At 65.8% G+C, this 26,997-nt stretch carries 25 protein-coding genes and 1 riboswitch; of the genes, 16 read left to right on the plus strand and 9 right to left on the minus strand.

Annotation, left to right across the window (positions count from 1 at the left end; genetic code table 11):
• The first annotated feature begins 279 nt into the window (after positions 1-279).
• The 3 genes from AC20117_RS10985 (at position 280) to AC20117_RS10995 (ending at position 3,775) form a co-directional block, all read left to right on the plus strand.
• A complete protein-coding gene (locus tag AC20117_RS10985) occupies positions 280-906 on the plus strand; it encodes a TetR/AcrR family transcriptional regulator (RefSeq protein ID WP_074699698.1) in 627 nt (208 codons plus the stop codon).
• Positions 903-2,513: an MDR family MFS transporter gene (locus AC20117_RS10990; protein WP_236777508.1), complete on the plus strand. Its 1,611-nt coding sequence runs from the start codon at positions 903-905 to the stop codon at positions 2,511-2,513. Before AC20117_RS10985 ends, AC20117_RS10990 begins: the two co-directional genes overlap by 4 nt.
• Positions 2,514-2,617: 104 nt before the next feature.
• Positions 2,618-3,775, plus strand: a complete 1,158-nt coding sequence (locus tag AC20117_RS10995) for an LOG family protein (protein ID WP_074699697.1) — start codon at positions 2,618-2,620, stop codon at positions 3,773-3,775.
• Between the two features lie 43 nt (positions 3,776-3,818).
• Here the strand turns inward: AC20117_RS10995 and AC20117_RS11000 are convergent, their stop codons facing one another.
• Positions 3,819-4,934 carry a VIT1/CCC1 transporter family protein gene (locus tag AC20117_RS11000; protein ID WP_074699696.1) on the minus strand — a complete coding sequence of 372 codons (1,116 nt, stop codon included), beginning with the start codon at positions 4,932-4,934 and terminating at the stop codon, positions 3,819-3,821.
• 377 nt (positions 4,935-5,311) lie between these two features.
• On the opposite strand from AC20117_RS11000, the gene AC20117_RS11005 reads away from it, so the two are divergent.
• A complete protein-coding gene (locus AC20117_RS11005) occupies positions 5,312-5,719 on the plus strand; it encodes a YidH family protein (RefSeq protein ID WP_074699695.1) in 408 nt (135 codons plus the stop codon).
• A 2-nt stretch (positions 5,720-5,721) separates the two neighbouring features.
• Positions 5,722-6,072: a DUF202 domain-containing protein gene (locus AC20117_RS11010; RefSeq protein ID WP_074699694.1), complete on the plus strand. Its 351-nt coding sequence runs from the start codon at positions 5,722-5,724 to the stop codon at positions 6,070-6,072.
• 59 nt (positions 6,073-6,131) lie between these two features.
• On the opposite strand, the gene AC20117_RS11015 is transcribed toward AC20117_RS11010, so the two are convergent.
• Positions 6,132-7,655 carry a sodium:solute symporter family protein gene (locus AC20117_RS11015; RefSeq protein ID WP_074699693.1) on the minus strand — a complete coding sequence of 508 codons (1,524 nt, stop codon included), beginning with the start codon at positions 7,653-7,655 and terminating at the stop codon, positions 6,132-6,134.
• A 150-nt stretch (positions 7,656-7,805) separates the two neighbouring features.
• Here AC20117_RS11015 and AC20117_RS11020 point away from each other — a divergent pair, with 150 nt between their 5' ends.
• The 4 genes from AC20117_RS11020 to AC20117_RS11035 all read left to right on the plus strand — a co-directional run bounded on the left by AC20117_RS11020 (position 7,806) and on the right by AC20117_RS11035 (position 12,211).
• On the plus strand, positions 7,806-8,381 hold the full coding sequence (locus AC20117_RS11020) for a helix-turn-helix domain-containing protein (protein ID WP_074699692.1): 576 nt from the start codon (positions 7,806-7,808) through the stop codon (positions 8,379-8,381).
• A 198-nt stretch (positions 8,382-8,579) separates the two neighbouring features.
• The gene (gene speB / locus AC20117_RS11025; RefSeq protein WP_074699691.1) at positions 8,580-9,701 is read left to right on the plus strand and encodes an agmatinase; all 1,122 of its coding nucleotides are present in this window, start codon (positions 8,580-8,582) and stop codon (positions 9,699-9,701) included.
• A 2-nt stretch (positions 9,702-9,703) separates the two neighbouring features.
• Positions 9,704-11,419, plus strand: a complete 1,716-nt coding sequence (locus AC20117_RS11030; RefSeq protein WP_074699690.1) for a thiamine pyrophosphate-binding protein — start codon at positions 9,704-9,706, stop codon at positions 11,417-11,419.
• Positions 11,420-11,533: 114 nt separating this feature from the next.
• Positions 11,534-12,211 (plus strand): DUF4190 domain-containing protein, encoded by a 678-nt coding sequence (locus tag AC20117_RS11035; RefSeq protein WP_074699689.1) that lies wholly within the window; start codon positions 11,534-11,536, stop codon positions 12,209-12,211.
• A gap of 112 nt (positions 12,212-12,323) precedes the next feature.
• Here AC20117_RS11035 and AC20117_RS11040 read toward each other — a convergent pair whose 3' ends face one another.
• The gene (locus AC20117_RS11040; RefSeq protein WP_236777509.1) at positions 12,324-13,163 is read right to left on the minus strand and encodes a FadR/GntR family transcriptional regulator; all 840 of its coding nucleotides are present in this window, start codon (positions 13,161-13,163) and stop codon (positions 12,324-12,326) included.
• A gap of 159 nt (positions 13,164-13,322) precedes the next feature.
• Between AC20117_RS11040 and AC20117_RS11045 the strand changes: the two genes are divergently transcribed.
• The 6 genes from AC20117_RS11045 to AC20117_RS11070 all read left to right on the plus strand — a co-directional run bounded on the left by AC20117_RS11045 (position 13,323) and on the right by AC20117_RS11070 (position 19,342).
• Positions 13,323-14,612, plus strand: coding sequence for an ABC transporter substrate-binding protein (locus AC20117_RS11045; RefSeq protein ID WP_236777511.1), 1,290 nt, complete (start codon positions 13,323-13,325; stop codon positions 14,610-14,612).
• Between the two features lie 78 nt (positions 14,613-14,690).
• Entirely contained in the window at positions 14,691-15,644 is a 954-nt protein-coding gene (locus tag AC20117_RS11050) for a carbohydrate ABC transporter permease (protein WP_074699687.1), read from the plus strand.
• Positions 15,644-16,558, plus strand: a complete 915-nt coding sequence (locus tag AC20117_RS11055) for a carbohydrate ABC transporter permease (protein WP_083339611.1) — start codon at positions 15,644-15,646, stop codon at positions 16,556-16,558. The genes AC20117_RS11050 and AC20117_RS11055 overlap by 1 nt, the downstream gene beginning before the upstream one ends.
• Positions 16,559-16,581: 23 nt before the next feature.
• Complete coding sequence (dgoD, locus tag AC20117_RS11060; protein ID WP_074699686.1) at positions 16,582-17,727, plus strand: galactonate dehydratase; 1,146 nt, start codon at positions 16,582-16,584, stop codon at positions 17,725-17,727.
• Positions 17,727-18,386 carry a bifunctional 4-hydroxy-2-oxoglutarate aldolase/2-dehydro-3-deoxy-phosphogluconate aldolase gene (locus AC20117_RS11065; protein WP_236777513.1) on the plus strand — a complete coding sequence of 220 codons (660 nt, stop codon included), beginning with the start codon at positions 17,727-17,729 and terminating at the stop codon, positions 18,384-18,386. The genes dgoD and AC20117_RS11065 overlap by 1 nt, the downstream gene beginning before the upstream one ends.
• A 2-nt stretch (positions 18,387-18,388) precedes the next feature.
• Complete coding sequence (locus AC20117_RS11070) at positions 18,389-19,342, plus strand: sugar kinase (RefSeq protein WP_236777515.1); 954 nt, start codon at positions 18,389-18,391, stop codon at positions 19,340-19,342.
• Positions 19,343-19,397: 55 nt separating this feature from the next.
• On the opposite strand, the gene AC20117_RS11075 is transcribed toward AC20117_RS11070, so the two are convergent.
• Positions 19,398-19,826, minus strand: a complete 429-nt coding sequence (locus AC20117_RS11075) for a very short patch repair endonuclease (protein ID WP_074699685.1) — start codon at positions 19,824-19,826, stop codon at positions 19,398-19,400.
• A 140-nt stretch (positions 19,827-19,966) separates the two neighbouring features.
• Here AC20117_RS11075 and AC20117_RS11080 point away from each other — a divergent pair, with 140 nt between their 5' ends.
• Complete coding sequence (locus tag AC20117_RS11080) at positions 19,967-20,833, plus strand: methylenetetrahydrofolate reductase (RefSeq protein WP_170837939.1); 867 nt, start codon at positions 19,967-19,969, stop codon at positions 20,831-20,833.
• A gap of 99 nt (positions 20,834-20,932) precedes the next feature.
• Here AC20117_RS11080 and ligM read toward each other — a convergent pair whose 3' ends face one another.
• The 5 genes from ligM to AC20117_RS11105 form a co-directional block, all read right to left on the minus strand.
• Positions 20,933-22,339, minus strand: a complete 1,407-nt coding sequence (gene ligM / locus AC20117_RS11085) for a vanillate/3-O-methylgallate O-demethylase (RefSeq protein ID WP_074699684.1) — start codon at positions 22,337-22,339, stop codon at positions 20,933-20,935.
• 21 nt (positions 22,340-22,360) lie between these two features.
• A complete protein-coding gene (gene fdhA / locus AC20117_RS11090; protein ID WP_074699683.1) occupies positions 22,361-23,578 on the minus strand; it encodes a formaldehyde dehydrogenase, glutathione-independent in 1,218 nt (405 codons plus the stop codon).
• Positions 23,579-23,682: 104 nt separating this feature from the next.
• Positions 23,683-24,084 carry a GlcG/HbpS family heme-binding protein gene (locus AC20117_RS11095; protein ID WP_074699682.1) on the minus strand — a complete coding sequence of 134 codons (402 nt, stop codon included), beginning with the start codon at positions 24,082-24,084 and terminating at the stop codon, positions 23,683-23,685.
• Positions 24,085-24,290: 206 nt separating this feature from the next.
• Complete coding sequence (locus tag AC20117_RS11100) at positions 24,291-25,109, minus strand: M23 family metallopeptidase (protein ID WP_158300453.1); 819 nt, start codon at positions 25,107-25,109, stop codon at positions 24,291-24,293.
• 21 nt (positions 25,110-25,130) lie between these two features.
• Positions 25,131-25,302, minus strand: a riboswitch (cyclic di-AMP (ydaO/yuaA leader).
• 316 nt (positions 25,303-25,618) lie between these two features.
• Positions 25,619-26,995, minus strand: coding sequence for an MBL fold metallo-hydrolase (locus AC20117_RS11105; protein WP_074699680.1), 1,377 nt, complete (start codon positions 26,993-26,995; stop codon positions 25,619-25,621).
• Between the last annotated feature and the right edge of the window lie 2 nt (positions 26,996-26,997).

A 26,997-nucleotide genomic window follows, 5' to 3' on the forward strand; every position in this document is an offset into this window, starting at 1 on the left:
CGGCCCTGGCCTGGCTGGCCCGGCGTGCCAGGGCAGCGGGCCTGCAACACCGCTGGCAAACAACGACGGCGGCTCTCACCTTTTGAGGTGAGGGCCGCCGCGGTCATTTAACTGCGGTTTGGGGTCCTGCTGATGCCGCGAAGCGGGAGCAGGATCCCAAAACGCAGTCTTCGCGCATTCCGAAGCAACTTCAGCCGGAGCCTTCAGAAACATTGTGACCTTTTGCACTCCTGAAACTTTGCAGTTGTGTATTTTTGCAGTGACTGCAATAATGGTTCGGTGAGTCAACTACTTTCCCTGCGGGACCGCAAGCGCGCCGAGACCTGGGCGGCACTGCACCTGTCTGCATCCGGTACGGCCTTGGACAAAGGCCTGGAATGCGTGACGGTGGACGCGGTGGCAGCGGACGCCGGCGTTTCCCCCCGCACCTTTTTCAACTACTTCGCCTCCAAGGAAGATGCCGTCCTTGGCCTGCAGGAGCCTTTCGTCGATGAGTCCATGCTGGCGGAGTTCGACGTTGACGGGGACCTGCTGGCAAGCGTGAGCCATTTGATGCACGCCGTCACCCGGACCATCCACGGCAGCGCCGACGAGAACGGCAACCGATGCCGCGAGGTCATCTGCAAATATCCGCAGCTGATGCACCGCCGGTTCCAATACATCGTCAAGGTGGAGCAGCTCGTCACCGATGCCGTGGCCGAAAGGCTCGCCCCGTCGAGCAGGTGGGCTGCCGCCCCGGCCGGCTACAACGTAGAGGACGTCGCCAAGATGCTGGTCCTCGTGGCCGGAGCCGGGCTCCGCTTTGCCATCCAAAAAACCATGTCCCATCCGACCCGCGAATCGCAGTCCGAAGCCCTCGATCAGGGCATGGAACTGATGCGCAACATCCTGAAGGAACTTCTGTGAGCAAACCCGCAACTGTCGAAAGCGGCGCGCAGCACGGCAAACTGGCGCTGGTCTTTGTGGCCCTGGTGATGGCCATGCTGCTTGCCGCCCTGAACCAGACCATCCTGGGCACAGCCTTGCCAACCATCGTCGGCGAACTCAACGGCGCCAACCTGATGCTGTGGGTGATTACCGGCTACATCCTTGCCTCCACCATCATGATGCCGATCTACGGCAAGCTCGGCGATCTGATCGGCCGCAAATCCCTGCTCATCGGGGCGATCCTCGTCTTCCTGGCCGGATCCGTCATCGGCGCGCTGGCCCTCGATATGACCTGGCTCATTGCCGCCCGCATCGTCCAGGGCTTGGGCGGCGGTGGCCTGATGATCCTTTCGCAGGCCATCATTGCCGACGTGGTACCAGCCCGCGAACGCGGCAAGTACATGGGCTGGATGGGCGGCGTTTTCGCCTTTTCCTCCGTAGTAGGCCCGCTGATCGGCGGCTGGCTGACGGAAGGCCCGGGCTGGCGCTGGACCTTCTGGTTCAACGTGCCGGTTGCTGTGCTGGCCCTGCTGGGCGCGATCTTCTTCCTCAAGACTCCGGCCAAGACCAGCCGGCCCAAACTCGACATCTGGGGCATCCTGCTCATGGCCGCCGCCACCACCGGACTGGTGCTGGTCAGCAGTTGGGGCGGCAGCACCTATGACTGGTCCGATCCGGTCATCATCTCCCTGATCGTTGCCACGGTGCTGGCCGCGTTCCTCTTTGTTCTGGTGGAGCGCCGCACCGCGGAGCCGATCATCCCCATGGAGCTCTTCCGGGACCTCAACTTCAACCTGACCACCATCTCGGGCCTGCTGGTTTCGGTGGCGATGTTCGGCGCCATCGGCTACATGCCTACCTACCTGCAGATGGCTACCGGGGCCACCGCAACCGAGGCCGGCCTGCTGATGATCCCGATGATGGGTGCGCTCCTGGTGGCCTCCGTCATCTCGGGCTCGCTGGTGTCCAAGACCGGCCGGTACAAGTGGATGCCCATCGTCGGTTCGGCCATCCTGGCGGTCGCACTGGTGCTCATGGGGCTCGTCCACGCCGATACCGCCGTTTGGCATATCTGCCTGAACCTTGGCCTGCTGGGCCTGGGGCTGGGCCTGAACATGCAGATCCTCGTGCTCATTGTGCAGAACTCGTTCCCCGCGCGGCAGGTGGGGACGGCGACGGCGGCCAACAACTTTTTCCGCCAGATCGGCGCCACGCTCGGATCCGCCGTCGTTGGTAGTCTCTTCGCCTCGCGGCTGGTGGACTTCCTGACCGAACGGCTGCCGGCTGATGCCGTTGCCGCCACCGGTGGCGGCAACTCGCTGACCCCGGAAATGGTCCACGGGCTGCCCGAGGCCATCCAGACGCAGATCGTCGAGTCCTACAACGAGGCGCTGATGCCGCTGTTCGCCTTCATGTTCCCGCTGGCCCTGGCTGCCGCCGTGCTGTGCCTGTTCATCAAGGAAAAGCCGCTGGCCACTTCGCTGGAGCCGGATGTGATGCCGGAGGCGCTCGCGGAGGGCAACGTACTGATCACAGCCGACGACGACGGCGAGGCGGCCCGGCAGGTCGAGCCCAGCCGACGCTGAACCACGGCTGGAACATGACTGGACGATGGCTGGACCACGGCCGCCTATAGGGCTAACTGTCCGGTCGGCAGTCCCAGCCGCCGTCCCGTGGCTAAGCTTGCCCCATGGGCGCATCACCTGCACTGCACAAAGAGCCGCGTGTCCTCGAGATCGAGACGCTTGAGCAGTTCGACCAGCTCGTAGCGGAGGGCGCGAAGACGCTGCGGGCCGGGGCCGGACAGTCCCTGAGCGGCTGGCACTTCCAGTCCGTGGACCTGCGGGAGCGGAGCGGCGTGCTGCGGGACCTGGATCCCTCCGGCGCGATCTTCCTCGGCTGCGACTTCGAGCCCGGTATGGAGGAGTGGCTGCGTGCCCGCGGCGCGCTGCTGTTCCCGATCCTGCCGGGCATCCCGTTCGATGCCTACCGGGCCGCCGTCTATACGCCCGCCGAGCTGTTCGACGGCCTGGCCACCGCGGAGTACGAGGCAACGCCGGATGCAATCATCTACGCCTGGTCCACGCAGCCGGCTGCCCGCGTGAACCTCGACGCCACCCTCGCGGCCAGCCTGCACGACCACGCCGTCGGCGACGCCATGGATGCGTTGTTCGACGGTCCGGGCTTCAATGGCCGGAAACTGGTGGGCGTGATGGGCGGGCATGCTGCGGAGCGGGGAAGCAAGACGTACGACGACGCCGCCCGCCTGGGCAGGCAGCTCGCGAAGGCGGGGTGCGCGGTGGCGACCGGTGGCGGCCCGGGCGCGATGGAAGCCGCCAACCTCGGGGCCTACCTGTCATCGGCGGAGGACAGCGCTTTCGTCCAGGCACTGGCCTCGCTGGCCGAAGTGCCTTCCTTCCGCCCCTCCGTTACGGCCTGGGCCAGGGCGGCGGCGCGGGTCCTCGAGCAGCACCCCGCCGGCGTCGTAAATCTTGGCATTCCGACCTGGCATTACGGGCACGAACCGCCGAATCTCTTCGCCACGCACATAGCCAAGTACTTCGCCAATGCCATCCGCGAGGCCGTGCTGCTGGAGCGGTGCAACGGCGGCATCGTCTTCCTGCCCGGCGCCGGCGGAACCGTGCAGGAGATCTTCCAGGACGCGTGCGAAAACTACTATGCGACGCCGGAGAAACTCTCGCCGATGATCCTGGTGGGCGCCTCGTACTGGACCGACGAGCTTCCCGTCTGGCCGCTGCTGCAGTCGCTGGCCCGCGGACGGGCGATGGAAGACGCCATCCACCTGGTCGATTCGGTAGAAGCCGCGGTTGAGCTCACGCATCCGTAGCTCCCTGACTGGCGTAGCCCCCGCCGGCAGAGGCGCACCAGCGTCAGGCGACTCCGGTGCCGAACAGCAGGCCCAGGAGGTAAGTTGCCAGGGCTGCGCCGAAGCCGATGCCCAACTGCCGCATCGCCCGTTTGAAGGGCGAAGCTCCGGAGAGCAGGCCGACGATTCCGCCGGTCACGAGCAGTGCCAGGCCAACCAGGACCAGCGAGACGAGTATGGCCGGCAGGCCCTGCAGGCCGAAGATGTACGGCAGGATCGGAACGAGCGCACCGCTGGAGAAGAACAGGAAGCTGGAGAGGGCGGCATTCCAGCCGGTCCCGATCTCCTGGTACTCGACCTCCTCAACCCCCGGGTGCAGGGACAGACTGGGATCACAGTCGCAGTCCAGATAGCCCATCCGTTCCGCGGCCCGGTGCTCGGCCGCTTCGAGAGTCATGCCGCGGGCCCGGTAAACCAGCACCAGTTCATTCGCTTTCAGATCCAGGTCCGGAGCCGCCGTCAACGTGATCTGGGTGGGCTTTGTCGCGCTGAGCAGTTCACGCTGGGAACGCACGGAAACGTACTCGCCGGCACCCATGGAAAGCGCCCCGGCCAACAGGCCGGCGATGCCGCTGAACAGGATGAAGCCGCTGGAAACTCCGGTGGCACCGATGCCCATGATCAGGGCGAGGTTCGAGACCAGTCCGTCATTGGCGCCGAAGACCGCGGCGCGGAAGTTGCCGGACAGCCGTGCCCGGCCGCGGGTTGCGAGGCCGCGGATCACCTCTTCGTGGATCAGTTCGTCGGCGGCCATCGCATTCGTGGCGGCCGGTTCGGAGCTGTAGGGGGAGCGGCCCTCGGCACGCTGCGCCAGCGCCATGACAAAGACCGAGCCGAACCACCGGGCCATGGTGCGCAGCAGGCTGCGCCGGAAGGATGGGCGTGTCGGCCGGTCCGCGTGCTCGCCGAGTAGGTCGCGCCAGTGCTGTTCGTGCCGGCCTTCGGCTTCGGCGAGTTCCAGCAGGATGGCACGTTCTTCGCCGTCGCGGCGGCGGGCCAAGTCACGGTAGATGGCCGCCTCGGCGCGTTCGTCCGCCAGATATCGGCGCCAGAGTCTGATGTCCCGGCTCGACGGCGGGGCCTGGCTGGATTGGGTGGGTCCTTCGCGGGAAGGGCTCATGCTGGCTCTGCTCCTGATCATGGACCGGAGACGGGATGGCTCCGGTCAGTTATACGGCAAACTGACCGAAGGTCTCGCTCGCCCGAAGCCTGCCTTATTATGCAGGATCAGGTGGACTGCCGGGCCAATCGTGCTGGCCAGTATGTCGACAGGCCTCCACGCCGTTCCATCGCAGGACTTCCCGGAAACCGGAAATTCCCCGACAGGCGGTGGAGCTACTCCCCTTCGCAGCCTCCATCATACCGTGGCAGGTCCCGAAGCTTCCTGTGGCGGGGCGTTAGACGGCACACAGGCAGGCGTTGAGGCGATGGGGCACGGGAATGTCATGGGGGAGCCGGGATGCCGGGATGGACACAGGCCGCCGTTAGGATGGAGCCGTGGCTACCTCGGCATCTCCTACCCCGGATCCTGCACCCGGGCGCAACAAGTTCTCCACCCGGCTGCTGCGCGGAGGCACCGAACCGGACCCGCGTTTCACCCTGGCCAACGAGCGCACCTTCCTGGCCTGGATCCGCACTTCGCTGGCACTGCTGGCTGGCGGCATCGCCGTCGAGGCGTTCACCACCGAACTGTTCATCACCGAGGTCCGCAAGACCGTGGCCATCCTGCTGCTGGTCCTGGCTATGGTGATCGGTGCCGGCGCCTTCTTCCGGTGGCTGAACGTGGAGCGGGCCATGCGGCACAAGACCCCGCTGCCCTTGCCGCTGATCGCGCCCATCCTGGCCGTCGGCGGGGCAGTGGTCGCCGCGATCCTGGTGGTTTTCGTTGTCCTTCGGCCCCTCTGATCATGGCACTGCGCCGCGGTCCCGCACCCGAACATAACGACGCCGGCCTCCAGCCCGAGCGCACGTCGCTCGCCTGGGGCCGGACCACCATGGCCATGGTGGTTGCCGCCGCGATTTTCCTGCGCTGGATGCCGCACCACGGCTGGTTCGCCGGGATCCTCGTAGCCGTCACGCTGGTGACGGCCCTGGCCATCAACCTCACCCAGAAAATCCGGTACCACCGCGCTGTCCGCGGCATTGCCAGTGAAACAGTCCATGCCGACGTCGTTGGTGTCCTTTTTACTTCCGCCAGCGTTTTCGTCCTGGGGGCGCTGGGCATCTACACGGTGTTGTTCCTGCCCGTGGGCGGCTAGCCGGCGGGCAGGAACAACAAGCTCAGCAGGATCAACAGGCTCAGCGGGAACAGCGCGGGTCAGCGGCTGTGGGCCTCTTCCGGGCCTTCCACCGGAACTTCTTCCGCGATGGCGCCGGCTACCCGCAGGTCCCAGGCCTCGCGCACGGCCGGGTCGGTCGGCTTGGTGGCCAGGGATACCACTATGTAGGCGACCAGCGAAGCGATCAGCCCGTAGTAGATCGGCTCGTTGGCATAGATGCCGTCGTACTGGTTTTCCGCGTTGACCTCGAGGATGATCATGGTGGTCAGGGTGACCACGCTGCCGGCGGCCATGGACGCCGCGGCCCCGAGACCGGTTCCGCGCTTCCACACCAGGCCGCCGAGGATGGCGATGAGCAATCCGCCGACCAGGATGTCATAGGCGATGGTCAGCGCGGCGACCACGTCCTGGACCAGGATGGCCAGCACAATCGCCAGGACGCCCAGGCCGAGGACGTACCAGCGGCTGCCCTGCACATCGTGCTCCGGGTTTTCGCCGTGTTCGTGGTGGGCCGGCTTACCGAACCAGGAGCGGACAAAGGGCACCACGTCAGCCTTGGCCACGGTGGCGGCGGCGATCAGCGTACCGGAGGCGGTGGACATCATTGCGGCCACGGCGGCGGCGAGCACAATGCCGCCGATGCCGATGGGCAGCAGGTTCATCGCGACGTCCGCATAGACGTCGTCCTGGTTCTCCAGACCCGGAATGACGACGGCGGCTGCCATACCGATCAAGGCGCCCGCCGCACCGTAGAAGATGCAGTAAATACCGGCGGTCGCGCCGCCCCAGCGGGCAACCCCCGGAGTCCGCGCGGTGAATACGCGCTGCCAGATGTCCTGTCCGATCAGCAGGCCCAGGGTGTAGACCACGAAGTAGGTGATGATGGTCTGCGCGCCGATGCCGCCGATGTCGAAGAAGGAAGCGTCCACGCGCTCGCGGATCCCGCCGAGTCCGCCGGCGGCGTTCCAGGTGAACGGCAGCATGAGCAGGAAGACGCCGATGGTCTTGATGACGAACTGCGCCATGTCCGCCAGCGTGATGGACCACATGCCGCCGATGGTGGAGTAGATCAGCACAATGGCGCCGCCGACCGTGATGGCCAGCCACCGCTCCCAGCCGAAGAGCACCACCAGGATGGTCGCGTAGGCACCCGTCGACGTGGCGCACAGCATCAGGGTGTAGGCCAGCATGACGATGCCGGAGACCTTGGTGGCGCTGACGCCGTACCGCAGGGTCAGCATCTGGGCCACCGTGTAGATTTTCAGTTTCTGCAAGGTAGGCGCGAAGAGCAGGCTCAGCAGCAGCACGCCGGTGCCGATGGCCACCACCAGCCACATGCCGGACAACCCGAACGTGTAGCCAAGGCCAACGCCGCCGACGGTGGAGGCACCGCCAAGAACGACGGCAGCCATGGTGCCTGTGTAAAGCAGCCCGCCGAGTCGACGGCCGGCCACGAGATAATCGCTATTGTTCTTGGTGCGGGACTTGCCCCACCAGCCGAAAAGCAGCATTGCGGCCAAGTAAGCGACCACAATAATGACGTTGATGAATTGTCCATCCATGGGAAGAAGCTCCTGGAAGCAGGAAATGAAGAAATTGCCTGTTAGGCAACAAGTGTTGAGTGCTAGGCTAATTGTGATGTGCCCGACACGTCAAGATATTTCGAAGACCCAGGGGAGTAACCCTCTCCGGCCGCGAGAAAGAGTTGCTCAGTGAAAGCACTGCCTGTCGAGCCCAGCAATGCCCCGGTAGCGATCGGATCCCGCATCCGCGCGGCACGGCAGGAACAGCGCATGACCATTGAGCAGGTTGCGGACTCCACCGGATTGACCAAGGGCTTCCTGAGCCGGGTCGAGCGGGACCTCACCTCGCCGTCGGTAGCTTCGCTGGTGACGTTGTGCCAGGTGCTGGGAATTTCCATCGGCGACTTGTTCCTGATGCCGGAAACGCATTTGTCCCGCGCAGGGGAGGGGCCGCGGATCAGTCTTGGTGGCCAAGGCATCAAGGAAGAGCTGCTGACCGCGCGGCATGAGCGCCGCCTCCAGATCATCCGGGCGGTCATCGAGCCCCGCGGGCGGGGCGAATCCGAGCTGTACTCCGTTGACTGCGAAGTGGACGTACTGCATGTCATCGCCGGACGTATCACGCTGATCTTCACGTCCGAACGCTACGAACTCAATGCGGGCGACACCATCTCCTTTTCCGGCCGTGAGCCGCACAGCTGGATCAATGAGACGGACGAGCAGGCCATCGTTACCTGGACTCTGGTCCCGGCCGCCGCGCGGTAATCCTGCCGGCCGAGGGCCTGCGGCTACTCCTGCTGCAGGTCGATGCCACCTTCACGTCATCGTCGCGTTGTTCGAAGGATGCACGCCCCTTTTCGGGTTGGCCAGAGGTCCGTCGGCCTTGACTGAGACGCTGACCACAATTAGCCTATTTCAAAACACTTGATGCTTATTGGGCAACTTTTTCTCAGGAGAGACCACATGGAAGAACTCCGCGTCGAGGCCAACGGCAAGCTCGGCCCCATCGATTCGTCCCGGATCCCGCGCTTTGCCGGCGCCGCCACCTACGCCCGCCTCCCGCGGCTGGACCAGGTTGCCCGGGCCGATGTCGCCGTCGTCGGTGTTCCCTTTGATTCCGGGGTTTCCTACCGCCCGGGGGCACGCTTCGGCGCCAACCATGTCCGTGAAGCCTCGCGGCTGCTGCGCCCTTACAACCCGGCCTGGGACGTGAGCCCGTTCGAGAGCCTGCAGGCCGCGGACGCCGGGGATATGGCGGTCAACCCGTTCAACATCAACGAGGCGATCGAGACCATCCAGCAGAACGCCCTGGACCTGACCGAAAGCGGCACCAAGCTCATCACGCTCGGCGGTGACCACACCATCGCCTTGCCGCTGCTGCGCGCCGCCGCCGAGCGTGCCGGCCAGCCGGTGGCCATGCTGCACTTCGACGCGCACCTGGACACCTGGGACACCTACTTTGGCGCCGAGTATACGCACGGCACCCCGTTCCGCCGCGCGGTGGAGGAGGGCATCCTGGACACCGAGGCCATCTCGCACGTGGGCACCCGCGGCCCGCTTTACGGCAAGAAGGACCTGGACGATGACCACCGGTTCGGCTTCGGCATCGTAACCAGTTCCGACGTCTACTACCAGGGCGTCCGCGAAGTGGTGGCCAAGCTGCGCGACCGGATCGGCGACCGCCCGCTCTACATCTCGGTCGATATCGACGTGCTGGATCCGGCGCACGCACCCGGCACCGGAACGCCCGAGGCCGGCGGCATGACCAGCCGGGAACTGCTGGAGATTATCCGCGGCTTCCGCGGCATGAACCTCATCGGCGCCGACGTGGTGGAAGTGTCGCCGGCGTACGATCATGCCGAAATCACCGGCGTCGCCGCCAGCCATGTGGCCTATGATCTGTTGACCCTGATGGCCGCGAATGCTTCGGACAGCCAGAACAACGACGGCGGCGCTTCCGTTGGGCGCGACGCTTCCGTTGCGCGCGGGGGAGTGGACCGGCGCGGCGCCGGGGCGCAGGGCGAGACGCCGCCGCACGGTGATCCGCTGGCCGCCAACGCCCTGCGCGGCGGGGAAGGCGCCTGATCATGACGGCATCCAGCACGGGCGGTGCCGGCACGGGCGGAACAATCGTCGCGGCCCGCAACGGCGGGGACCTTGTCGTCGAAACCCTGAGCGCCCTCGGCGCCACCACCGTGTTCGGCATCCCCGGCCAGCACGCGCTCGGGCTTTTCGATGCCCTGAGCCGGTCCAACCTGCACTTTGTGTCTTCCCGGGTGGAGAACAACTCCGCCTTCGCCGCGGACGGCTTCTCCCGCGCTACCGGCGACGTCGGCGTGCTCTTCCTCTCCACCGGACCGGGTGCGCTGACCTCGCTGGCCGGATTGCAGGAAGCCTACGCCACCGGGGTGCCGATGGTGGTGGTAGCCAGCCAGATTCCGCTCGAAGGGCTCGGCGCCCGGCGCAAGGGCATGCTGCACCAGCTCGATGACCAGAAGGCCTCCGCCGCCAATGTCACCAAGAGCCAGCGGCTGATCCAGCACGCGTCCGGCATTCCGTCCGCCATCCAGGACGCCTGGACCGAGGCCATTTCTTCGCCCCAGGGTCCGGTCTGGGTGGAAGTGCCGCAGAACGTCCTGCTGGATCCGATCATGGTCCCGCCTGTCGAGGACGCGCTCGCCGAAGCCTTCGACAACCCGCCGCGGACCGAGCTGGTGAAGGAAGCGGTGAAGTGGCTCGCTTCCGCCGAACGCCCCGCCATCATCGCCGGCGGCGGCGTGCGCCGGGGCAGGGCCGAACCGAGGCTGCGCTCCATTGCGGAAAAGCTGCGTGCCCCCGTGGTCTGTTCGCCTGGCGGCAACGGAGCCTTCCCGTGGCAGCATGAACTCTCGCTGCAGTCCTGGGTGGAAGACCGCTACGTCACCGATGTCCTGGAGGACGCCGACGTGCTGGTGGTGGTCGGGTCCTCGCTGGGCGAGGTGACCAGCAACTACTTCACCTTCGAACCGCGCGGCAGGATCATCCAGATCGACGCCGAGCCCCGGGTACTCGAATCCAACCGGCCCGCTTTGGGGATCCGGGCCGACGCGGGCCAGGCCCTGCAGGCCTTGGACGAAGCGCTGATCGCCGCAGCCCGGCCGCAGTCGGAGCCCGTATTCTCGCCGGACTGGCACGGCAAGTCCCCGGAACAGCTGGTGAAGGAAACCCTGGCCAATGTGCAGGCCCGGCTTGATGCCCAGGATCTGGCCAAGGAGCGGCAGTTCATGGCCGACATCCGCGAGGCGGTTCCGGATGGCATGCAGACGTTCTGGGACATGACAATTTCCGCCTACTGGGCGTGGAGCTGCTGGGATTCGCGCGAGGGCCAGTTCCACTCGGCGCAGGGCGCGGGCGGGTTGGGCTTCGGCTTCCCCGGGGCCATCGGCGGCTCGGTCGGGCTGGCCAGCAAGGGACTGCCGGCGCGCGTGCTGGCCGTTTCGGGCGACGGCTCCGCCATGTATTCCATCAGCGAGCTGGCCACTGCCAAGCAGCACAATCTCCCGGTCACCTGGCTGATTGTCGACGACGGCGGCTACGGCATCCTGCGCGAATACATGGAGGACGCCTTCGGGCAGGCCACCGCCACCGAGCTCGCGCGGCCGGACTTCGTGAAGCTGGCCGAAGCCTTCGGGGTTCCGGCACGCCGGGTGGAGCCCGGGAATGTCCGCCAGGCCCTCGAGGACAGCTTCGCGGCGGACGGTCCCAACGTCGTCGTTGTTGAGACGCTGCTCAAGATGTTCGCCCCGACGCACCTGGCAACCTGAGGGAGGCCGGATAGAACTCCCCATCGAGGACTTACCTGGGTTCGGTTAGACTCGCCGAAGGGGGCGGCGGTCGATGCTGCTTCCATATCACCCGCATCGAGCCCAGGGGAATCCTTGTCGAACCAGTCTCCCGAAAATCCGTCGAACCAGCCGCAGGAAGGCGCAGGCGAGTCCGCGGCCAACTACCCGTCTAACCAGCCGTACGGCCAGGCGCCGCAGCAGAACTCGCCGTACGGCCAGTACCCGGACCAGGGCGGCTACGGCTACCAGGCACCTATGCAGGAGAAGAAGGGCCTGGCCATTACGGCCTTGGTGCTCGGCATCGTGGCCCTGGTGCTCGGTGTGATCCCCGGCATCGGTTTCCTCAGCTTCATCCTTGGCCCGCTGGCGATCGTTTTCGGCATCATCGCGCTGGTCAAAAAGCAGCGGAAGGGCATGTCTATCACGGGCATTGTCCTCGGCGCGCTCGGCGTGATCGCAGCCATCGTCATCACCGCGATCATCGCCATGTTCTTCCAGCAGGCGGTGGGTGAACACACCGTGCAGTACAAGGTGACCTCGGAGGGACCTGCGACCGTGATGTACTTCGACGGCGTCCAGCCGGTGGAAGAGCAGATCGAAGGGGACTGGGATGAGGAGATTTCCTTCACCGGTCTCCCGTTTGGTGCTGTCACTGTCACGTCCGAAGGCGGCACCGTGACCTGCGAAGTCATCATGGACGGCCAGAGCGTTGTCACGAACTCCGGCAGCGGCCAGGTGGAGTGCGCCTCGGGGGACGAGTTCGTCCAGTAGGCGTCAGCACTATCAAGTTGAGCAGCCCTTCCCGCCCGGGAGGGGCTGCTTTTTTGGGCCCGGCGAGGGCCGGTCGGGCGACGGCCCAGGCGACCGCCTGGGTCTGACGCCCTTACTCGGCCGGCAGCGGCTCGCCGGGATGTTCCTGCGCCCAGAGGCTGCTCATTTCCTCGATGGCCTGCTGCATGATGTGCAGCATGGCCGCGTGTGCCTCATCCGGCTTGCGGCGCTGGATGGCGCTGGCGACGTCGGCATGCAGTTGCAGGGCCTCGTCGCTGGGATGGTGCGGCATCAGCCCGTACTGGGTCCGGCCGGAGAGCACCTCCGCGACCAGCGAATCGAGTTTGGCGAACATCTCATTGCCCGAACTCTGCAGCACCAGCCGGTGGAACTCGATGTCCAGGGCCAGGAACTCCTCGGAGTCGCCGGCCTGACCTGCGGCCCACATCTTGGCGGCCAGACCCACCAGGTCGGAGGCGCCCGACAGCGGCGCGCGTTGCGCGGCGAGCAGCGCGGCCTGGGGTTCGACGGCGCTGCGCAGTTCGGTGAGGGAGCGCAACTGCTTCAGCCGCCCATTGGTGGCCAGGCGCCAGCGGATGACCAGCGGGTCGTAGAGGTTCCAGGCCGTGGCAGGCTGGATGGTCACGCCCACCCGGCGCCGTGATTCGACCAGGCCCATGGAACCGAGGATGCTCAGTGCCTCCCGGATCACCGACCGGGAGACGTGGTAGCGCTCTTCCAGCGCGTCGCTGCGCAGTACCTCGCCCGGGTGCAGGCTTCCCCCGCAGATTGCCATGCCGAGCTGTTCGAGCACCCGCCCCTGCAAACCGGCCGCGCCGACTGGCGGCGCGGCCAGTCTCGTGGCCGGTGCCGCTGCGGCTGGCGTCTGGGCCGAGGCCGAGGTCGCGGCCGGGTCCGCAGAGACGTCAGCCATCGCTGTGCGCTCGCTCATTTTGCCGCCTGCCTTTCGCCACTCATCTTTTAATTCAACCACGCCTCTTGAATAAATATGATCTAAGTCACTATTGTTCAAGTAATCGGCAGATGTAAAGAGGCATTTGCTGCGGGTCCGTCGCAGATGATCAGGGCCCCATCCAGAAACGGAGTCAGCGTGAAACGACACAATGTAATGCGCGCTACGGCGGTGGCAGCCCTGCTCTCCCTCGGGCTCACGGCTTGCGGCAGCGGCGGCGGAGGCAGCGAAGAAGCCTCCAGCACCGTGCGGGTAACCCTGGCCAACCACGTGTGGACAGACATCATCAAGGAAGCCATACCCGAATTCGAAGAGGAGACGGGCCTCACCGTCCAGCTCACCCAGCTCGGCGAGGATCAGCTCTCCGACCAGTACAACGTCAAGCTCAACGCCGGTACTGATGAGATCGATGTGATGATGTACCGGCCGCTGCAGGAGGGCAAGCTCTTCGCGCAGAACGGCTACCTCGCCGATCTCTCGGAGCGGGTCGAGGGCAACGCGGAGTGGGACTGGTCCGACTTCCAGTCCGGTCCGGTGGAGGCCACCACCTTCGAGGACAAGGTGGTGGGCGTGCCGCTGATCACCGAGCGCGAGGTGCTCTACTACCGCAAGGACCTGCTGGAAAAGGCCGGCCTTGAGGTGCCCAAGACCCTCGAGGAGCTGGAGGCCGCGGCCAAGCAGATCAAGGAAGAGAACCCGGAGACGGCGGGCTTCGTCGCACGGACCGGCCGGTCTGCCGCGGTCACGCAGTTCTCCTCCTACCTGTACTCCTTCGGCGGGGACTTCATCGACGATTCCGGCAAGTCGGCCATCGGCACTCCGGAGGCCAAGGAAGCCTACGACTACTACGGCCGGATGATCCGCGAGTACGGCCCGGAGAATGTCAGCACGGATATGAGCTGGCCCGAGGCCATGGCCATCTTCACCCAGGGCGGCGCCGCGTTCTACACCGAGGCGGACAGCCTCTACAAGAACGCCACGGATCCCGCGGACTCGAAGGTGGCGGAGACGGTCGGCTTCGCGCCGATGCCGGAAGGCCCGGCAGGCTCCAAGCCGTACAACGTTCCCTCCTGGGGCCTGGCGATCAACGAGGCCTCGGCCAACCAGGACAACGCGTGGAAGTTCATCGAGTGGGCCACCAGCAAGGAAAAGACGCTCGAGGTCCAGAAGGCCGGCGTGCCCGGACCGCGTTCATCCGTCTGGGAGGACCCGGAAGGTATCTCCACCTACCCGAAGGACCTCGCGGAGGCCATTGCGGTCAGCGCCGAGAACGGGGTTGGCTATGACCGCCCGCTGGTGGTCTCGGTAGCCGAGGCCCGCGAAATTGTCGGCGATCCGATCGTTGCCGCCATCACCGGCGAGGATGCGGCCAAGGCCGCGGAAACCGCCAACACGTCGTTCGAGGCCTTCCTCGAAGACGAAAAGTAGCCGAACCAAAGGCTGACAGAGAACGACGGCGGCAACGCGCCGCCGTCGTTCTCCCACCACTCCGACCCAGGGTGAGAGATGACTGCACGATCTACTGACACCACGCAGCGCGGATCCGCCGGCAAGGGACCGAAAAAGACCGGCTGGCAGGCCTATTCGGACTGGGCCAACGACCACCGCAAATGGCTTTTCGCCGCCCCGGCGATGGTCTTCGTGGGCATCCTTATTGTCTTCCCGCTGGCCTGGACCCTCTACCTAAGCCTGACGGATGCTTCCGGCTCCGTCCGGGCCGAATCCGACTTCATCGGGCTCGAAAACTACACGGAAGTCCTGACCGACACGCAGCGGTTCTGGCCCGCCGTCGGACGCACGTTCTATTTCACCATCGGCGCGCTGGCCATCCAGATGGTTTTGGGCATGTGCATTGCGCTGCTGCTCTGGCGGCCGTTCAAGGGCGAAAAATTTGTCCGTGTGGTGATCCTGCTGCCGCTGGTGGCGACCCCCGTGGCGGTCGGCATGATGTGGCGGCTGATCCTGGATCCGAACATCGGGTTCGCCAACCAGCTGCTGGGGTTCTTCGGCCTGCCCGGGCAACCCTGGCTTTCCAGCCCGGAGACGGCGCTGACCACGCTGTTGTTTGTGGACGTGTGGCAGTGGACGCCCATGGTGGTGCTGATCCTGCTGGCCGGGCTGACGTCCCTGTCCGATGAGCCGGACGAGGCGGCGCGGATCGACGGCGCCACCGCTTGGCAACGCTTCTGGTACGTGACGCTACCGCTGATGATGCCCACCGTGATCGTGGCCGTGCTGCTGCGCGGGATCGACGCGCTGAAGACCTTCGACATTCTCTATGCCACCAAGGGCAAGGGCGGCGGTTCCTTCAACGAGGTGGAAACGCTGAACATCTACGCCTACGGCCTCAGCTTCGACTACATGGACTACGGCGTGGCCTCGGCCGTGCTGATCCTGTTCTTCATGATCATCGTGGCCTGCATGTGGCTCGTGACCTTCCGCCGGAAGGGGAACAAGTAATGAACGCCCTGACAGATATTCAACGCAACGCCACTACGGCAGCCGATGGTTCCGGCAACGGAACCGGCGCCGCGAAGCCGGCCGCCCGCCGTCGTAAGCCCATCCGCACCCGCGCCTACAAGTGGTTCCGGGTGGTGGCGCTGGTGGCGATTGTGCTGACTTTCCTCGCGCCGCTGGTGTGGATGCTGCTGGCCTCGCTGAAGACCAACGTGGACATCTACGACGCGTCCAAGGCGGTCATCTTCAGCCCGACGTGGGAAAACTACGACAACGTCCTAGGCCGGAACAACTACTTCACCTTCATCTTCAACAGCTTCTGGGTGGCTTTCGTCTCCACCGCGCTGTCCCTGATCATCGGGATTCCGGCGGCCTACTCAATGAGCCGCTTCGCGATGCGCCGCTCCGCGCTGGTCGTGCTGATGGCGCGCATCATCCCCGGTGTCTCGCTGCTGGTGCCCTGGTACTACGTGTTCTCGAACCTGCGGATGGTCGGCGGGTACGAGGTGCTGATCCTCTCGCACATGTTTGTGGCCCTGCCGCTGATCGTCTACATCATGATGAGCTACTTCGACTCCATGCCGCTGGAACTGGAGGAGGCGGCACAGGTGGACGGGCTGACGCCGATCGGCGCGTTCACCCGGATCACGCTGCCGCTGTCCGTGGCAGGCATCGCGACCGCCGGCATCCTGTCCTTCATCTTCTCGTGGAACAACTTCATGTTCGCCCTGGTGCTGTCCGGGGCCAACACCAAGACCCTGCCCGTGGCCATCTTCAACTTTGTCTCCTACGCCTCCATCGACTGGGGCGGCCTGATGGCCGCGGCCACGGTGGTCACGATTCCGATCATGATCATCGCCCTGTTCACGCAGAAGTACATCGTCTCCGGCCTGACCGCCGGCGCCACCAAGGGATAGGCAAGGGGATGGGAGCGCGGCCGATGCGCATCGTCAAGGTCGAGACTTTCCTGGTGCCGCCGCGATGGCTCTTTGTCCGGATCGAGACGGACACCGGCGTTGTGGGCTGGGGCGAGGCCACCTGCGAGGGCCACTCCGAGACTGTGCGGACCGCGGTCGCCCAGTTCGCGGAGGTGCTGCTGCAGTCGGATCCGCTGCGGATCGAAGACCACTGGCAGGTGATGACCAAGGCCGGCTTCTACCGCGGCGGCCCCATTCTCGCCAGCGCCGTTTCCGGGATCGACCAGGCGCTGTGGGACATTGCCGGCAAGCACCTCGGCGTGCCGGTGCACCAGCTGCTGGGCGGCCATGTGCGGGACCGCATCCGCGTCTACGGCTGGGTGGGCGGCGATGACCCCAACGAGGTCAAGGACCACATCCTCGAGCAGCTCGAAGCCGGGTTGACGGCTGTCAAAATGAACGCCTCGGGCAAAATGGGCAGGCTGGGCACCGTGGCGGAGATCGACGGCGTGGTCGCCCGCGTGGCGGCGGCCCGGGAAGTTCTGGGGGAGCACCGGGACGTGGCCGTGGATTTCCACGGCCGCTTCACCCTGGCCAACACCCGCCGGGTGGCGCCGCTGCTGGAACCGCTGCGCCCGTTCTTCCTGGAAGAACCCGTGGTGCCGGAAAACTCGCATCTGATTGGCGAACTGGCCCGTTCCACCTCCATCCCGGTCTCCACGGGGGAGCGGCTGTACTCCCGGCAGGAATTCCTGCCCGTGCTGCAGGCCGGCATCGCCGTCGCCCAGCCGGATCTCAGTCATGCCGGCGGCATTTCCGAAGTCCGCCGGATCGCGTCGCTGGCCGAGGTCTTCGATGTGCAGCTCGCCCCGCACTGCCCGTTGGGCCCGCTGGCGCTGGCCGCCTGCCTGCAGGTCGGCTTCGCTACACCCAATTTCCTGATCCAGGAGCAGAGCATCGGCATCCACTACAACCAGGGCGCCGAGGTGCTGGACTACGTGCTGGACAAGACGCCGCTGCAGTTCGTGGACGGGCACATTGAACGGCTGACCGGACCCGGCCTGGGTATCGAGATCGACGAAAATGCGGTGCGGGTGGCGGACAAGCTGGAGCACCAGTGGCGCTCCCCGCTTTGGCGCCACGCCGACGGCTCGCACGCGGAATGGTGATGATGATGCAACCGACCCCCTTGAAACCGAACGATCTGGTCGCCGGATTAAGCGAGGCCCGGCTGCTGGCCGTCATCCGCGGGAACGACGCCGATGCCTCCATTGCCGCGGCCCTCGCCTTGGTGGAGGAGGGCGTCAAATACCTGGAAATCGCCATCACCACCCCGGATGCCCAGCGGGTGATCGAAACCGTGTGCGAGCACGCCGGTCCGGAGGCCGTCATTGGTGCCGGGACTGTCCTGACCGTTGACGACGTCGCAGCGGTCCTGGGCGCCGGCGCACGGTTCATCCTGACGCCGTCGCTGGCACCGTCCATTGCGGAAGCGGCCGAACGCGGCGTCCCGGTCATCGCCGGTGCCTTCACCCCGAGCGAGTGCTACCGCGGCATGGAACTCGGCGCCTCCGCCATCAAGCTCTTCCCCGCCTCGGCGGGCGGCCCGGAGTACCTCAAGGCCGTGCGCGATCCGTTCCCGGACATCCCTTTCATCGCCATCGGCGGCGTGGGCCAAGCCGAAGCCGTCGAGTACTGGCGGCGCGGGGCTCTCGCCGTCGGCGTCGGCGGCCCGCTGGTCGGCGATGCCGCGTCCGGCGGAGACTTGGCGGAACTGCGTAGCCGGGCGCGCGCCTACCTGCAGCTGGCCGCGGACTCCCGGGGCTGACGGTGGAGGCAGTCGACGTCCTGACTTTCGGCGAGTCCATGGGCTCGTTCCGGCACGCCGGCCTGCTGCGGATGGGCGGCAGCGCGCAGCTGTGCCTGGCCGGCGCGGAATCCAACGTGGCCATCGGCCTGTCCCGGCTGGGGCATACTACGCGCTGGGCAGGGCGGCTGGGCCAGGATGAGATCGGTGCCTTCGCGCTGCGGCAGCTGCGGGCCGAAGGCGTGCTGACGGATGCGGTCAGCCACGACGAGCACCGGCCCACGGGACTGATGCTGCTCGAGCAGCGGACGGCGGATCTGGCCCGCGTGCAGTACTACCGGGCGGGCTCAGCCGGTGCCGCGTTGACCATCGATCTGGTCCGTCCCGCCATCGCGGCCGGCGCCCGGATCCTCCACCTGACCGGGATCACGCCTGCGCTGTCCGCCTCCGCCGCCGAGGCGGTGCTGTGGGCGGCCCGGGCCGCGCGCGATGCCGGCATCCTGGTCTCCTTCGACGTCAACTTCCGCGCCAAACTCTGGACGGCGGAGCAAGCAGCCGAAACACTGCCCGCCATCGCCGCGTGCGCCGACGTCGTTATTGCCTCGGAGGACGAGTTGGCGCTAGCGGTCCCCGAAGCTCACGACGGCGAGGTTGCGGCTGCCGCTGCCTTGGCCGACAAGGGCGTGGGCCAGGTCATCATCAAGCGCGGGGCCGACGGCGCCACGGGCTGGATCGATGGGCAGCCGCGTCACGTGGCTGCCCACAAGGTTGTCGTGCGTGACACGGTGGGGGCGGGGGACGCCTTCACCGCAGGCTACCTGTCGGGCCTGCTGGACGGGCTCGATGTACAGGCGCGGCTGGAACGGGGAGCCATTCTGGGCGCGTTCGCCGTCGGTTATCCGGGGGACTGGGAGGCATTGCCCACGCGTGCGGAATTGCGGCTGTGGGAACAGCAGGCCGGGACCACGGTGAGGTAGACGGCGGCCGACCTGCAGGGGTCGCAGAAGCGGCTGGTCTGCAGCAGTGCCGCGTCTAGCCTAGAAAACCGACGAGCCGTTCTTCCAGGCTGCCCAGGTCGCTGGACTTCTTGAACTCGCACTCCCACACGGTCAGCACGTCCCAGCCTGCCGCGGACAGTTCCTGACGCTGCGCCGCGTCCCGGGCCGCGGTCCGGGACCGCTTGGCCTGCCAGAACTCGGTATTGGACTTGGGCTCGTGCTGGCCCGCCTTGCAGCTGTGCGCGTGCCAGAAGCAGCCGTTGACGAAAATGACCTTGCGGCGGCCCGAAAAGACCAGGTCCGGCCGGCCGGGAAGCTTGGCACCGGCGGCCGAGCCGTGCAGCCGGTACCGGTAACCCCTGGCATGCAGCAGCCGGCGGACAATGAGCTCCGGCTTCGTGTTCTTGCCGCGGATCCTGGACATGTTGGCGCTGCGCTGCTCGGGGGTGAGCGAATCGGCCATGCACCCATTTTAAGCTGCGGGACCATGGCGGCCCAATGCGGTCCACCAACCCCTATGCAGATAGTTATTGAGCGATAGAATCGAATCACTGTCGCCGGCACCCGCGGTCTTCGGCGAGATCCGACGGAAGAAGGAACGCTATGGCCAACTCCAGTCCCACAAATCCCGACGCCGTGCGCCCGCTGCTCGAGGACTTCTCCCTGGAGATGACGGGCAAGGATGTTCCGGCGCTGGAAGAGGCTGCCGCTTTCATCCCTCGGGGGACACGCATCTCGGTGACCTTCCTGGGCAACGAGGACCTGTCCATGCGGGTCGGTGCGGCGGCCGCCGTCAAGCGGCTGGGCTTCGTCCCTGTTCCCCACATCTCCGCGCGCAGGCTTGCCTCCCAGTCGGAGCTGGAAGAGTTCCTCGATGCGCTGGCAACAGAGGCGGCCCCTGAGGACGTGTTTGTGGTCGGCGGTGACCCCGCCCAGCCCGAAGGCCCATACGAGGACTCCCTCGCCCTCATCCGGACCGGGCTGCTGGGCAAGTACGGTTTCAAGCACGTGAGCATCAGCGGCTACCCGGAAGGGCACCCCGACATCAGCGACGACGTGCTGTGGCAGGCGCTCACGGACAAGGACGCAGCGCTGCAGGAACTCGGTCTGGAGTGCTCGATCATCACGCAGTTCGGTTTCGACGCCGACCCGGTTTTCGCCTGGCTGTCGGAACTTCGGCGGCGCGGTGTGCAGGCCCCGGTGGAAATCGGCGTGCCCGGACCTGCCGGCGTCAAGCGGCTGCTCAACTATGCGCGCCGCTTCGGCGTCGCTTCTTCCGCGGGGATTGTGCACAAGTACGGGTTCTCGCTGACGAACCTGCTGGGTACCGCCGGCCCGGACAAGATCATTAAGGAATTCGCGCAGCGTCACAACGAGGCCGAGCACGGCCGGATTCTGCTGCACTTCTACACCTTCGGCGGGCTGAAGACCACGGCCGAGTGGGTCCGCGAGTTCCGCGCCGGGGGATGAACGCGACGGGTGGTGGGCACCGGGCCCGCCACCCGTCGTCGTACTTTGCAGGATTTACCGGCGGAGCCCGGATGACGTTCCAGGCCCCGCCGGTTCCGGTTAGCTCTTCTGGCCGGAGCGCCAGCCGCCCTGGTAGTCCTTCCTGACCGTCTCGGAGTACGGCACCGGGCTGACCACGGCTCGCACCTCGAGCTGCTGGTGCGGCTCCACCGTGGTCTTGCGGGTGCCGCCGTCCGGCTCGCCCCAGACGACCTTCAGCTCCGTTCCCTCCGGCACGGACGGATCCACGGTGGCGAGTGAGAGTGCGCGCCGCTCGTTGGCGCTGTAGCCGGTGAACATGGACAGGCCCACGTTGGTGCCGTCCGCATCGATCACGGCGTCGTAGTTCGAGGAGCCGTAGTTGGCCAGGGGCAGGTCGAAGTACTTGTACGGCGTGCCCTCGGTGTCGAACAGCGACGCGAAGATCTTCGCCATGTCCTCCGGGTTCCACGCCAGCGTGACCTTCTTGCGCTGGGTGGCCGGATCGATCTTCTCCAGCGCCTCGCGGCCGATGAAGTCATGGTCGAACTTCACGAACGAGCCGTAGCCCAGCTCCCAGGGCGTCAGGTAGTAGTCCTCGATCTTGTCCGCGACGAAGCTGCCGGCCACCGCATTGGTCGCCTCGTAGCTGTCCGCGCCCAGCCATTCGCGGTAGGGCCGCATTTCTTCGCCGGTATAGATTGCCGGCAGTGGTGACGGGATCCAGCCCGACTCCAATGTGTTGGACGGGTAGGCACGGGAGCCCACGGCCAGCATGCCGAACTCCTGGCCGATCTGCAGGATGGTGTCGCGGGCCTTGTCATAGGTCTCGTACGGCCCCCACAGCTCCAGTCCGGGAGCGCCGGCCATGCCGTGGCGCAGCGTGCGGACCTGCGCGCCGGCCACGTTCATGTGGTCCATGTTGAAGAACTTCAGCTGCTCCACCGGGCCGCCGTTGACCTTCTCGATGATCTGCCAGGCGTTGGGTCCCTGGATCTGGAAGCGCCAGTACTTGCGCTTGACTGGCTGGCCCATCGGGCGCGAGGGCGAGCGGCGGTCGACGACGATCTCGGCATCGTAGCCGCCGGTCTCGCCGTGGTAGAGCAGCCAGTTGGCCGCCGGGGCACGGCCCACGTAGATGTACTCGTCCTCGGCCTCGTGGAAGAGGATGCCATCGCCGATCACGTGCCCGGCCGGCGTCGTCGGCACATACTGCTTGGCCTTGTTGACCGGGAAGTTGGCCACGCTGTTAATGGCCGTGTCGGAAATCAGCTTCAGCGCGTCCGGCCCCTTGATGAACAGGTTGTCCATGTGGTGGGACTGGTCGTAGAGCACTGCCGTCTCGCGCCAGGCGCGCTGCTCGCTGCGCCAGTTGGTGAATTCCGGGGCGACCACCGGGTAGATGTAGGCGCCGAGCTGGGAATTGCGCAGCAGTTCAACGGTGTTGCCGGAGGCATCCAGGACTTCCTGCAGATTCTTAGCGTTCATCGTTGCTGTTCCTCTCCTCGATCAGTTCTTGACGTAGCCGTTCGGGTTCAGCACGTACTTGGTGGCGGCGCCGGCGTCGAACTCGGCGTAGCCCTTGGGTGCGTCTTCGAGCGGGATGGCTTTGGCGTTGACGGCTTTGGCGATCTGGACCTTGTCGTGCAGGATCGCCATCATCAGCTGGCGGTTGTATTTCATGACCGGGCATTGGCCGGTGGTGAAGGACAGCGATTTGGCCCAGCCGGTGCCGAGGCTGATGGAGAGCGAGCCGTGCTGGGCGGCTTCATCCGCGGCGCCGGGGTCGCCGGTGACGTAGAGTCCGGGGATGCCCAGCGCGCCGCCGGCGGCGGTGATGTCCATCAGCGAGTTCAGCACGGTGGCCGGCGCCTCGTGCGAGGCGTCCTTGCCGTGTCCGCGGGCTTCGAAGCCCACGGCGTCGATGCCGCAGTCAACTTCGGGCACGCCCAGGAGCTGCTCGATCTGGTCCTTCGGATCGCCCTTCGACACGTCAACGGTTTCGCAGCCGAAGCTGCGTGCCTGGGCCAGGCGTTGTTCGTTGAGGTCACCCACGATAACGACGGCGGCGCCGAGCAGTTGCGCGCCGGCTGCGGCGGCGAGGCCGACCGGGCCGGCGCCGGCCACGTACACGGTGGAGCCGACGCCGACGCCGGCGGTGACGGCGCCGTGGAAGCCGGTGGGCAGGATGTCGGAGAGCATGGTTAGGTCCATGATTTTCTCCAGGGCCTGGTCGCGGTCCGGGAACTTCAGCAGGTTCCAGTCGGCGTAGGGGACCATGACGTATTCGGCCTGGCCGCCGACCCAGCCGCCCATGTCCACGTAGCCGTAGGCGCTGCCGGGGCGGTCGGGGTTTACGTTGAGGCAGATGCCGGTTTTGCGTTCCTTGCAGTTGCGGCAGCGGCCGCAGGAAATGTTGAAGGGGACCGAGACGATGTCGCCGGTCTTGATGAATTCGACGTCGGGTCCGCATTCGATGACTTCGCCGGTGATTTCGTGTCCGAGTACCAGGTCGGTCGGGGCGGTGGTGCGGCCGCGGACCATGTGCTGGTCCGAGCCGCAGATGTTGGTGGTGACTGTTCGCAGAATGACGCCGTGGGGGACCTTGCGGCCGATGTTGGCCGGGTTGATCCCCGGGGCGTCTCTGAGTTCAAAGGTGGGGTAGTCGGTGTCGATGACCTCGACTTTCCCTGGTCCTTTATAGGCAACGGCTCTGTTTCCTGACACGGGGCATGACTCCTTATTCTGGACCGCACGGTGATAGCCATCACGCTAGCGGACTTCACTCACTATGGCTATAGGTACTTTGGGTGCAGTTGTCGGTGCAGTTATCAGAGTGCGCCGGCGCCCGCCTCCGCGACGGTCTGATCCTGCTCGCCACTGCCGCCGCTGACGCCGATCGCGCCGACCACCTGGCCGTCCCGGCTGAGCGGCACGCCGCCGGCGAAAATCATGATCCGGCCATGGTTGCTGGCATGGATGCCGTAGAACTGGTTGCCCGGCTGCGAGTTGTCGCCCAGGTCCTTGGTCTGGATGTCGAAGGCGCGGGAGGTGAAGGCCTTGTTGATGGAGATGTCGATGCTGCCCAGCCAGGCGCCGTCCATCCGCACGTGGGAGATCAGGTTTCCGCCGGCGTCGACGACGGCGATGTTCATCGGCTGGCCAATTTCTTCTGCGCGGGCTTCGGCGGCCGCAATGATGCTGCGGGCATCTGCAAGGGTAAGGGCGTTCATTCTTGTCTCCTAGCGCTGGTTCCGCCGGCATGGCTCGGCTCGACTCCGCACTGGCGCGGCTCTGCGCCAGTGTCGGATGCGGCGGGTACGCCCCACGCTAGTCCTCTTGCCCAGTGGTGACTAGGGACAAAAAACGGGGCCGCGCAGCTTGTGCCGCGCAGCCCCGTTCGGGTCTGGCTGTGGATCTGCCGAGGCAGGTGTTTTGGCTAGAGGAACTTGGCCGGGTCTACTTCCTCGCCACCGACGACGACCTCGAAGTGCAGGTGGCAGCCAGTGGAATTGCCGGTTGTGCCCAGATCAGCAATGGAGTCGCCGGCCGAGACCTTCTGGCCCTGGCTGATGCCGATGCTCTGCAGGTGGTTGTAGGTGGTCTTCATGCCGTCGGCATGCTCAATGACAATGCGGTTGCCGTAGCCTACGGCGCTGGAGGAAGCCTCGACGACCTTGCCGGCGGCAGCAGCCTTGACGTCGGTGCCGCAGGCGAGGGCATAATCAGACCCGTTGTGGAATTCGCCGGCCGCCCCGGTGACGGGGTTGATCCGGTAGCCGAAGCCCGAGGACTGGTTCAGCTCGGCGACGGGGGAAGCCAGGCCGCTGGCGGCGGTCTCCTTCGAGGCGGCCTTGGACTCCTTTTTCGGCTCGGCCTTCGGCTTGTCCTTGGCGTCATCGGTCTTCTCGATGGAGGCAGCCTTCACCTCGGTCTTCGGTTCAGCCTTCTGTTCGGGAGCAGCCTTGCTGGTCACTTCGATACGCTCGAACTTCATCTCGCTGTCCTGGGCTGCCGTCACCGGGGCCGAAGACGTGCTGGCGGCGCTGACGCCGCTCAGGTCTTCGTTGCCGGAGACCGCCTGGGCCGTGGGAACGGCGGCCAAGGCAATAATGCCGGTGGCAGCCAAGGCCAGACCGGCCTTCTGGGACGTGCTGGCGGTAAAGCGGCGCTTCGTCGCTCGGCGGCGGCCATCGCTGTCTTGGTTCCGCGCGGCGGTCAGCAGGGAAGTGTCTTCGGCGCGACGGCGTCCGCGCACAGGCTTATTGGTGTGCAAGGGAGGTCCTCTCATATGCGCCTGCGAAGTTAGCTGTCGGATTCGAGAGAGAGTTCACTCGGTTCGGTCAGCGGCAAACAATGTGCCTTCGATGTGCTGACAGAACTTCACCCCAAGGCGCCCCCAAGCGCCGTGTGTGGTTCCTCCGCCCCTGTCTGGGAAGAATTGAATTGACTGATCCGCGGACAGGGCTAGGCGTACGGATCAGGCTCTTACCACTGTTTGCGTAAGAAAGCCCTTCAAAAGTATCGTGTCGGCGTGTCTTGTTACAAATCCGTTATATGTGTTTGTGGACACACGAAGCTCCGGTGGTGTACAAGATGGGCTAATTGCGCGTCATTCAGCAGGGGTGCCATTGAAGCTTTAACCGGGGTAGAAAGTGCCCCTCGGCCCGCAGTTGCGTCGGTGGGTGTGCCGGTCATTGCCGAAGACGTCGCCGCACGGCTGGCACCGCGCAGGCTGCCGCCCGTAGGAAAGAACCTCTCGCTTGATCACGCCGCCTGGTGGTGCTGTGCCCAGGCGTTGTAGCCGCCCGCAACATCGGCGACGCTGGTATAGCCGAGCGACTTCAGTGCGCTCGCGGCAACACTGGAGCGCCAGCCGCTGGCGCAATGCACCACAATGCGTTTGTCTGCCGGGAGTTCGTGGTGGCGCTGCGGCAGTTCGGCCAGCGGAATGTGCTGGGTTCCGGGAATGGCGCCGTCCTCCCGCTCCCCGGCATTCCGGACATCGAGCACCACGGTGTCCGGATCGGCCAGGGCGCCGTCCAGTGCATCAGCACGGACCCGGTCCGTGCTGCCGGCCAGCTGAGGCTGCGCCGCGAGGAGTTCGGGAAGATTCGGGACGAAACCGACCACTCTGTCGCAACCAATGCGGGCAAGACCTAGTTGGACGTCGGCTTCCCTGTCCGGTTCGGCCACAATGACGATCACATCCCGGTGGTCGAAGAACATGCCCGCCGTTTCCTCAAAACGCCCGTCAACGCCCACATTGATCGAGCCTGCCAGATGGCCTGCTGCGAACAGATCCGGCGTCCGCGCATCAAGAATCCGTGCCCCTGAAGACAGTGCCCGTTCCAGTGCATCCACGGGCAGGGCTGCGGGATGCAGCCTGCTGGCCATCACCGGATGCCGGCTGCAGTTCAGCCTGGCGTCGGTGGCAAAGTACGTCGGGGCGGACGGCTGGCCGCTGGTAATCAGGGTCACGAATTCGTCCTCGCTCATCGGCTGGACGGAAGGGTTCGCGGCCTGCTGCACGCCGATGGTCGATTCGCGCTCGGCCGAGAGGTTCTTGCCGCAGGCGCTTCCTGCGGTGTGTGCGGGCAGCAGGCGCACGCTGCCATCAAGCTTCATCAGGTCATCGTGCACTGAGTGATAGAGGGCGCGGGCTAGTTCCACGGGGTCGGCGCCGACGGAAGCGGCAAGGTCGGGCCGGCCCACATCGCCAATGAAGAGGGTGTCTCCGGTCAGGGCCGCATGCGGAGTTTTGTCTGTTGCGCGCTCGCGGACCAGCACGGTGATGGACTCCCAAGTGTGGCCGGGGGTCTCGTGGATCTCCAGTTCGACCTCGCCCAGCGAAATCTTTTCCCCGTGGTGCAGTTTGCGGAAGTCGTAGGCGGCTTCCGCCCGGGCACCGAGTCCGATCCACGCTCCGGTGGCGGCGGCCAGTTCGAGGTGGCCGGCCACAAAGTCGGCATGGAAGTGGGTGTCGATCACGCCCACGATAGTGAGGTTGTTTCGGGAGGCGTCGTCCAGATACTGGTCGATGTCTCGTTGCGGATCAACGACAACAGCATTTCCGCTGGTCTCGTCCCCGATCAAATAGGAACTCAACGACAGTGAACTGAGGTGGTATTGATTCAGGATCACCG

This window comes from Arthrobacter crystallopoietes, from assembly GCF_002849715.1.
Taxonomy (GTDB): Bacteria; Actinomycetota; Actinomycetes; order Actinomycetales; family Micrococcaceae; genus Crystallibacter; species Crystallibacter crystallopoietes.

What these genes read in the sequence shown, in the direction of transcription:
- AC20117_RS10995 (WP_074699697.1), top strand. Translation starts at nt 2,618, where the DNA reads ATGGGCGCATCACCTGCACTGCACAAAGAGCCGCGTGTCCTCGAGATC.
- AC20117_RS11000 (WP_074699696.1), bottom strand. Translation starts at nt 4,934, where the DNA reads ATGAGCCCTTCCCGCGAAGGACCCACCCAATCCAGCCAGGCCCCGCCG.
- AC20117_RS11010 (WP_074699694.1), top strand. Translation starts at nt 5,722, where the DNA reads ATGGCACTGCGCCGCGGTCCCGCACCCGAACATAACGACGCCGGCCTC.
- AC20117_RS11015 (WP_074699693.1), bottom strand. Translation starts at nt 7,655, where the DNA reads ATGGATGGACAATTCATCAACGTCATTATTGTGGTCGCTTACTTGGCC.
- speB (WP_074699691.1), top strand. Translation starts at nt 8,580, where the DNA reads ATGGAAGAACTCCGCGTCGAGGCCAACGGCAAGCTCGGCCCCATCGAT.
- AC20117_RS11030 (WP_074699690.1), top strand. Translation starts at nt 9,704, where the DNA reads ATGACGGCATCCAGCACGGGCGGTGCCGGCACGGGCGGAACAATCGTC.
- AC20117_RS11040 (WP_236777509.1), bottom strand. Translation starts at nt 13,163, where the DNA reads ATGAGCGAGCGCACAGCGATGGCTGACGTCTCTGCGGACCCGGCCGCG.
- AC20117_RS11050 (WP_074699687.1), top strand. Translation starts at nt 14,691, where the DNA reads ATGACTGCACGATCTACTGACACCACGCAGCGCGGATCCGCCGGCAAG.
- AC20117_RS11055 (WP_083339611.1), top strand. Translation starts at nt 15,644, where the DNA reads ATGAACGCCCTGACAGATATTCAACGCAACGCCACTACGGCAGCCGAT.
- dgoD (WP_074699686.1), top strand. Translation starts at nt 16,582, where the DNA reads ATGCGCATCGTCAAGGTCGAGACTTTCCTGGTGCCGCCGCGATGGCTC.
- AC20117_RS11065 (WP_236777513.1), top strand. Translation starts at nt 17,727, where the DNA reads ATGATGATGCAACCGACCCCCTTGAAACCGAACGATCTGGTCGCCGGA.
- AC20117_RS11075 (WP_074699685.1), bottom strand. Translation starts at nt 19,826, where the DNA reads ATGGCCGATTCGCTCACCCCCGAGCAGCGCAGCGCCAACATGTCCAGG.
- AC20117_RS11080 (WP_170837939.1), top strand. Translation starts at nt 19,967, where the DNA reads ATGGCCAACTCCAGTCCCACAAATCCCGACGCCGTGCGCCCGCTGCTC.
- ligM (WP_074699684.1), bottom strand. Translation starts at nt 22,339, where the DNA reads ATGAACGCTAAGAATCTGCAGGAAGTCCTGGATGCCTCCGGCAACACC.
- AC20117_RS11095 (WP_074699682.1), bottom strand. Translation starts at nt 24,084, where the DNA reads ATGAACGCCCTTACCCTTGCAGATGCCCGCAGCATCATTGCGGCCGCC.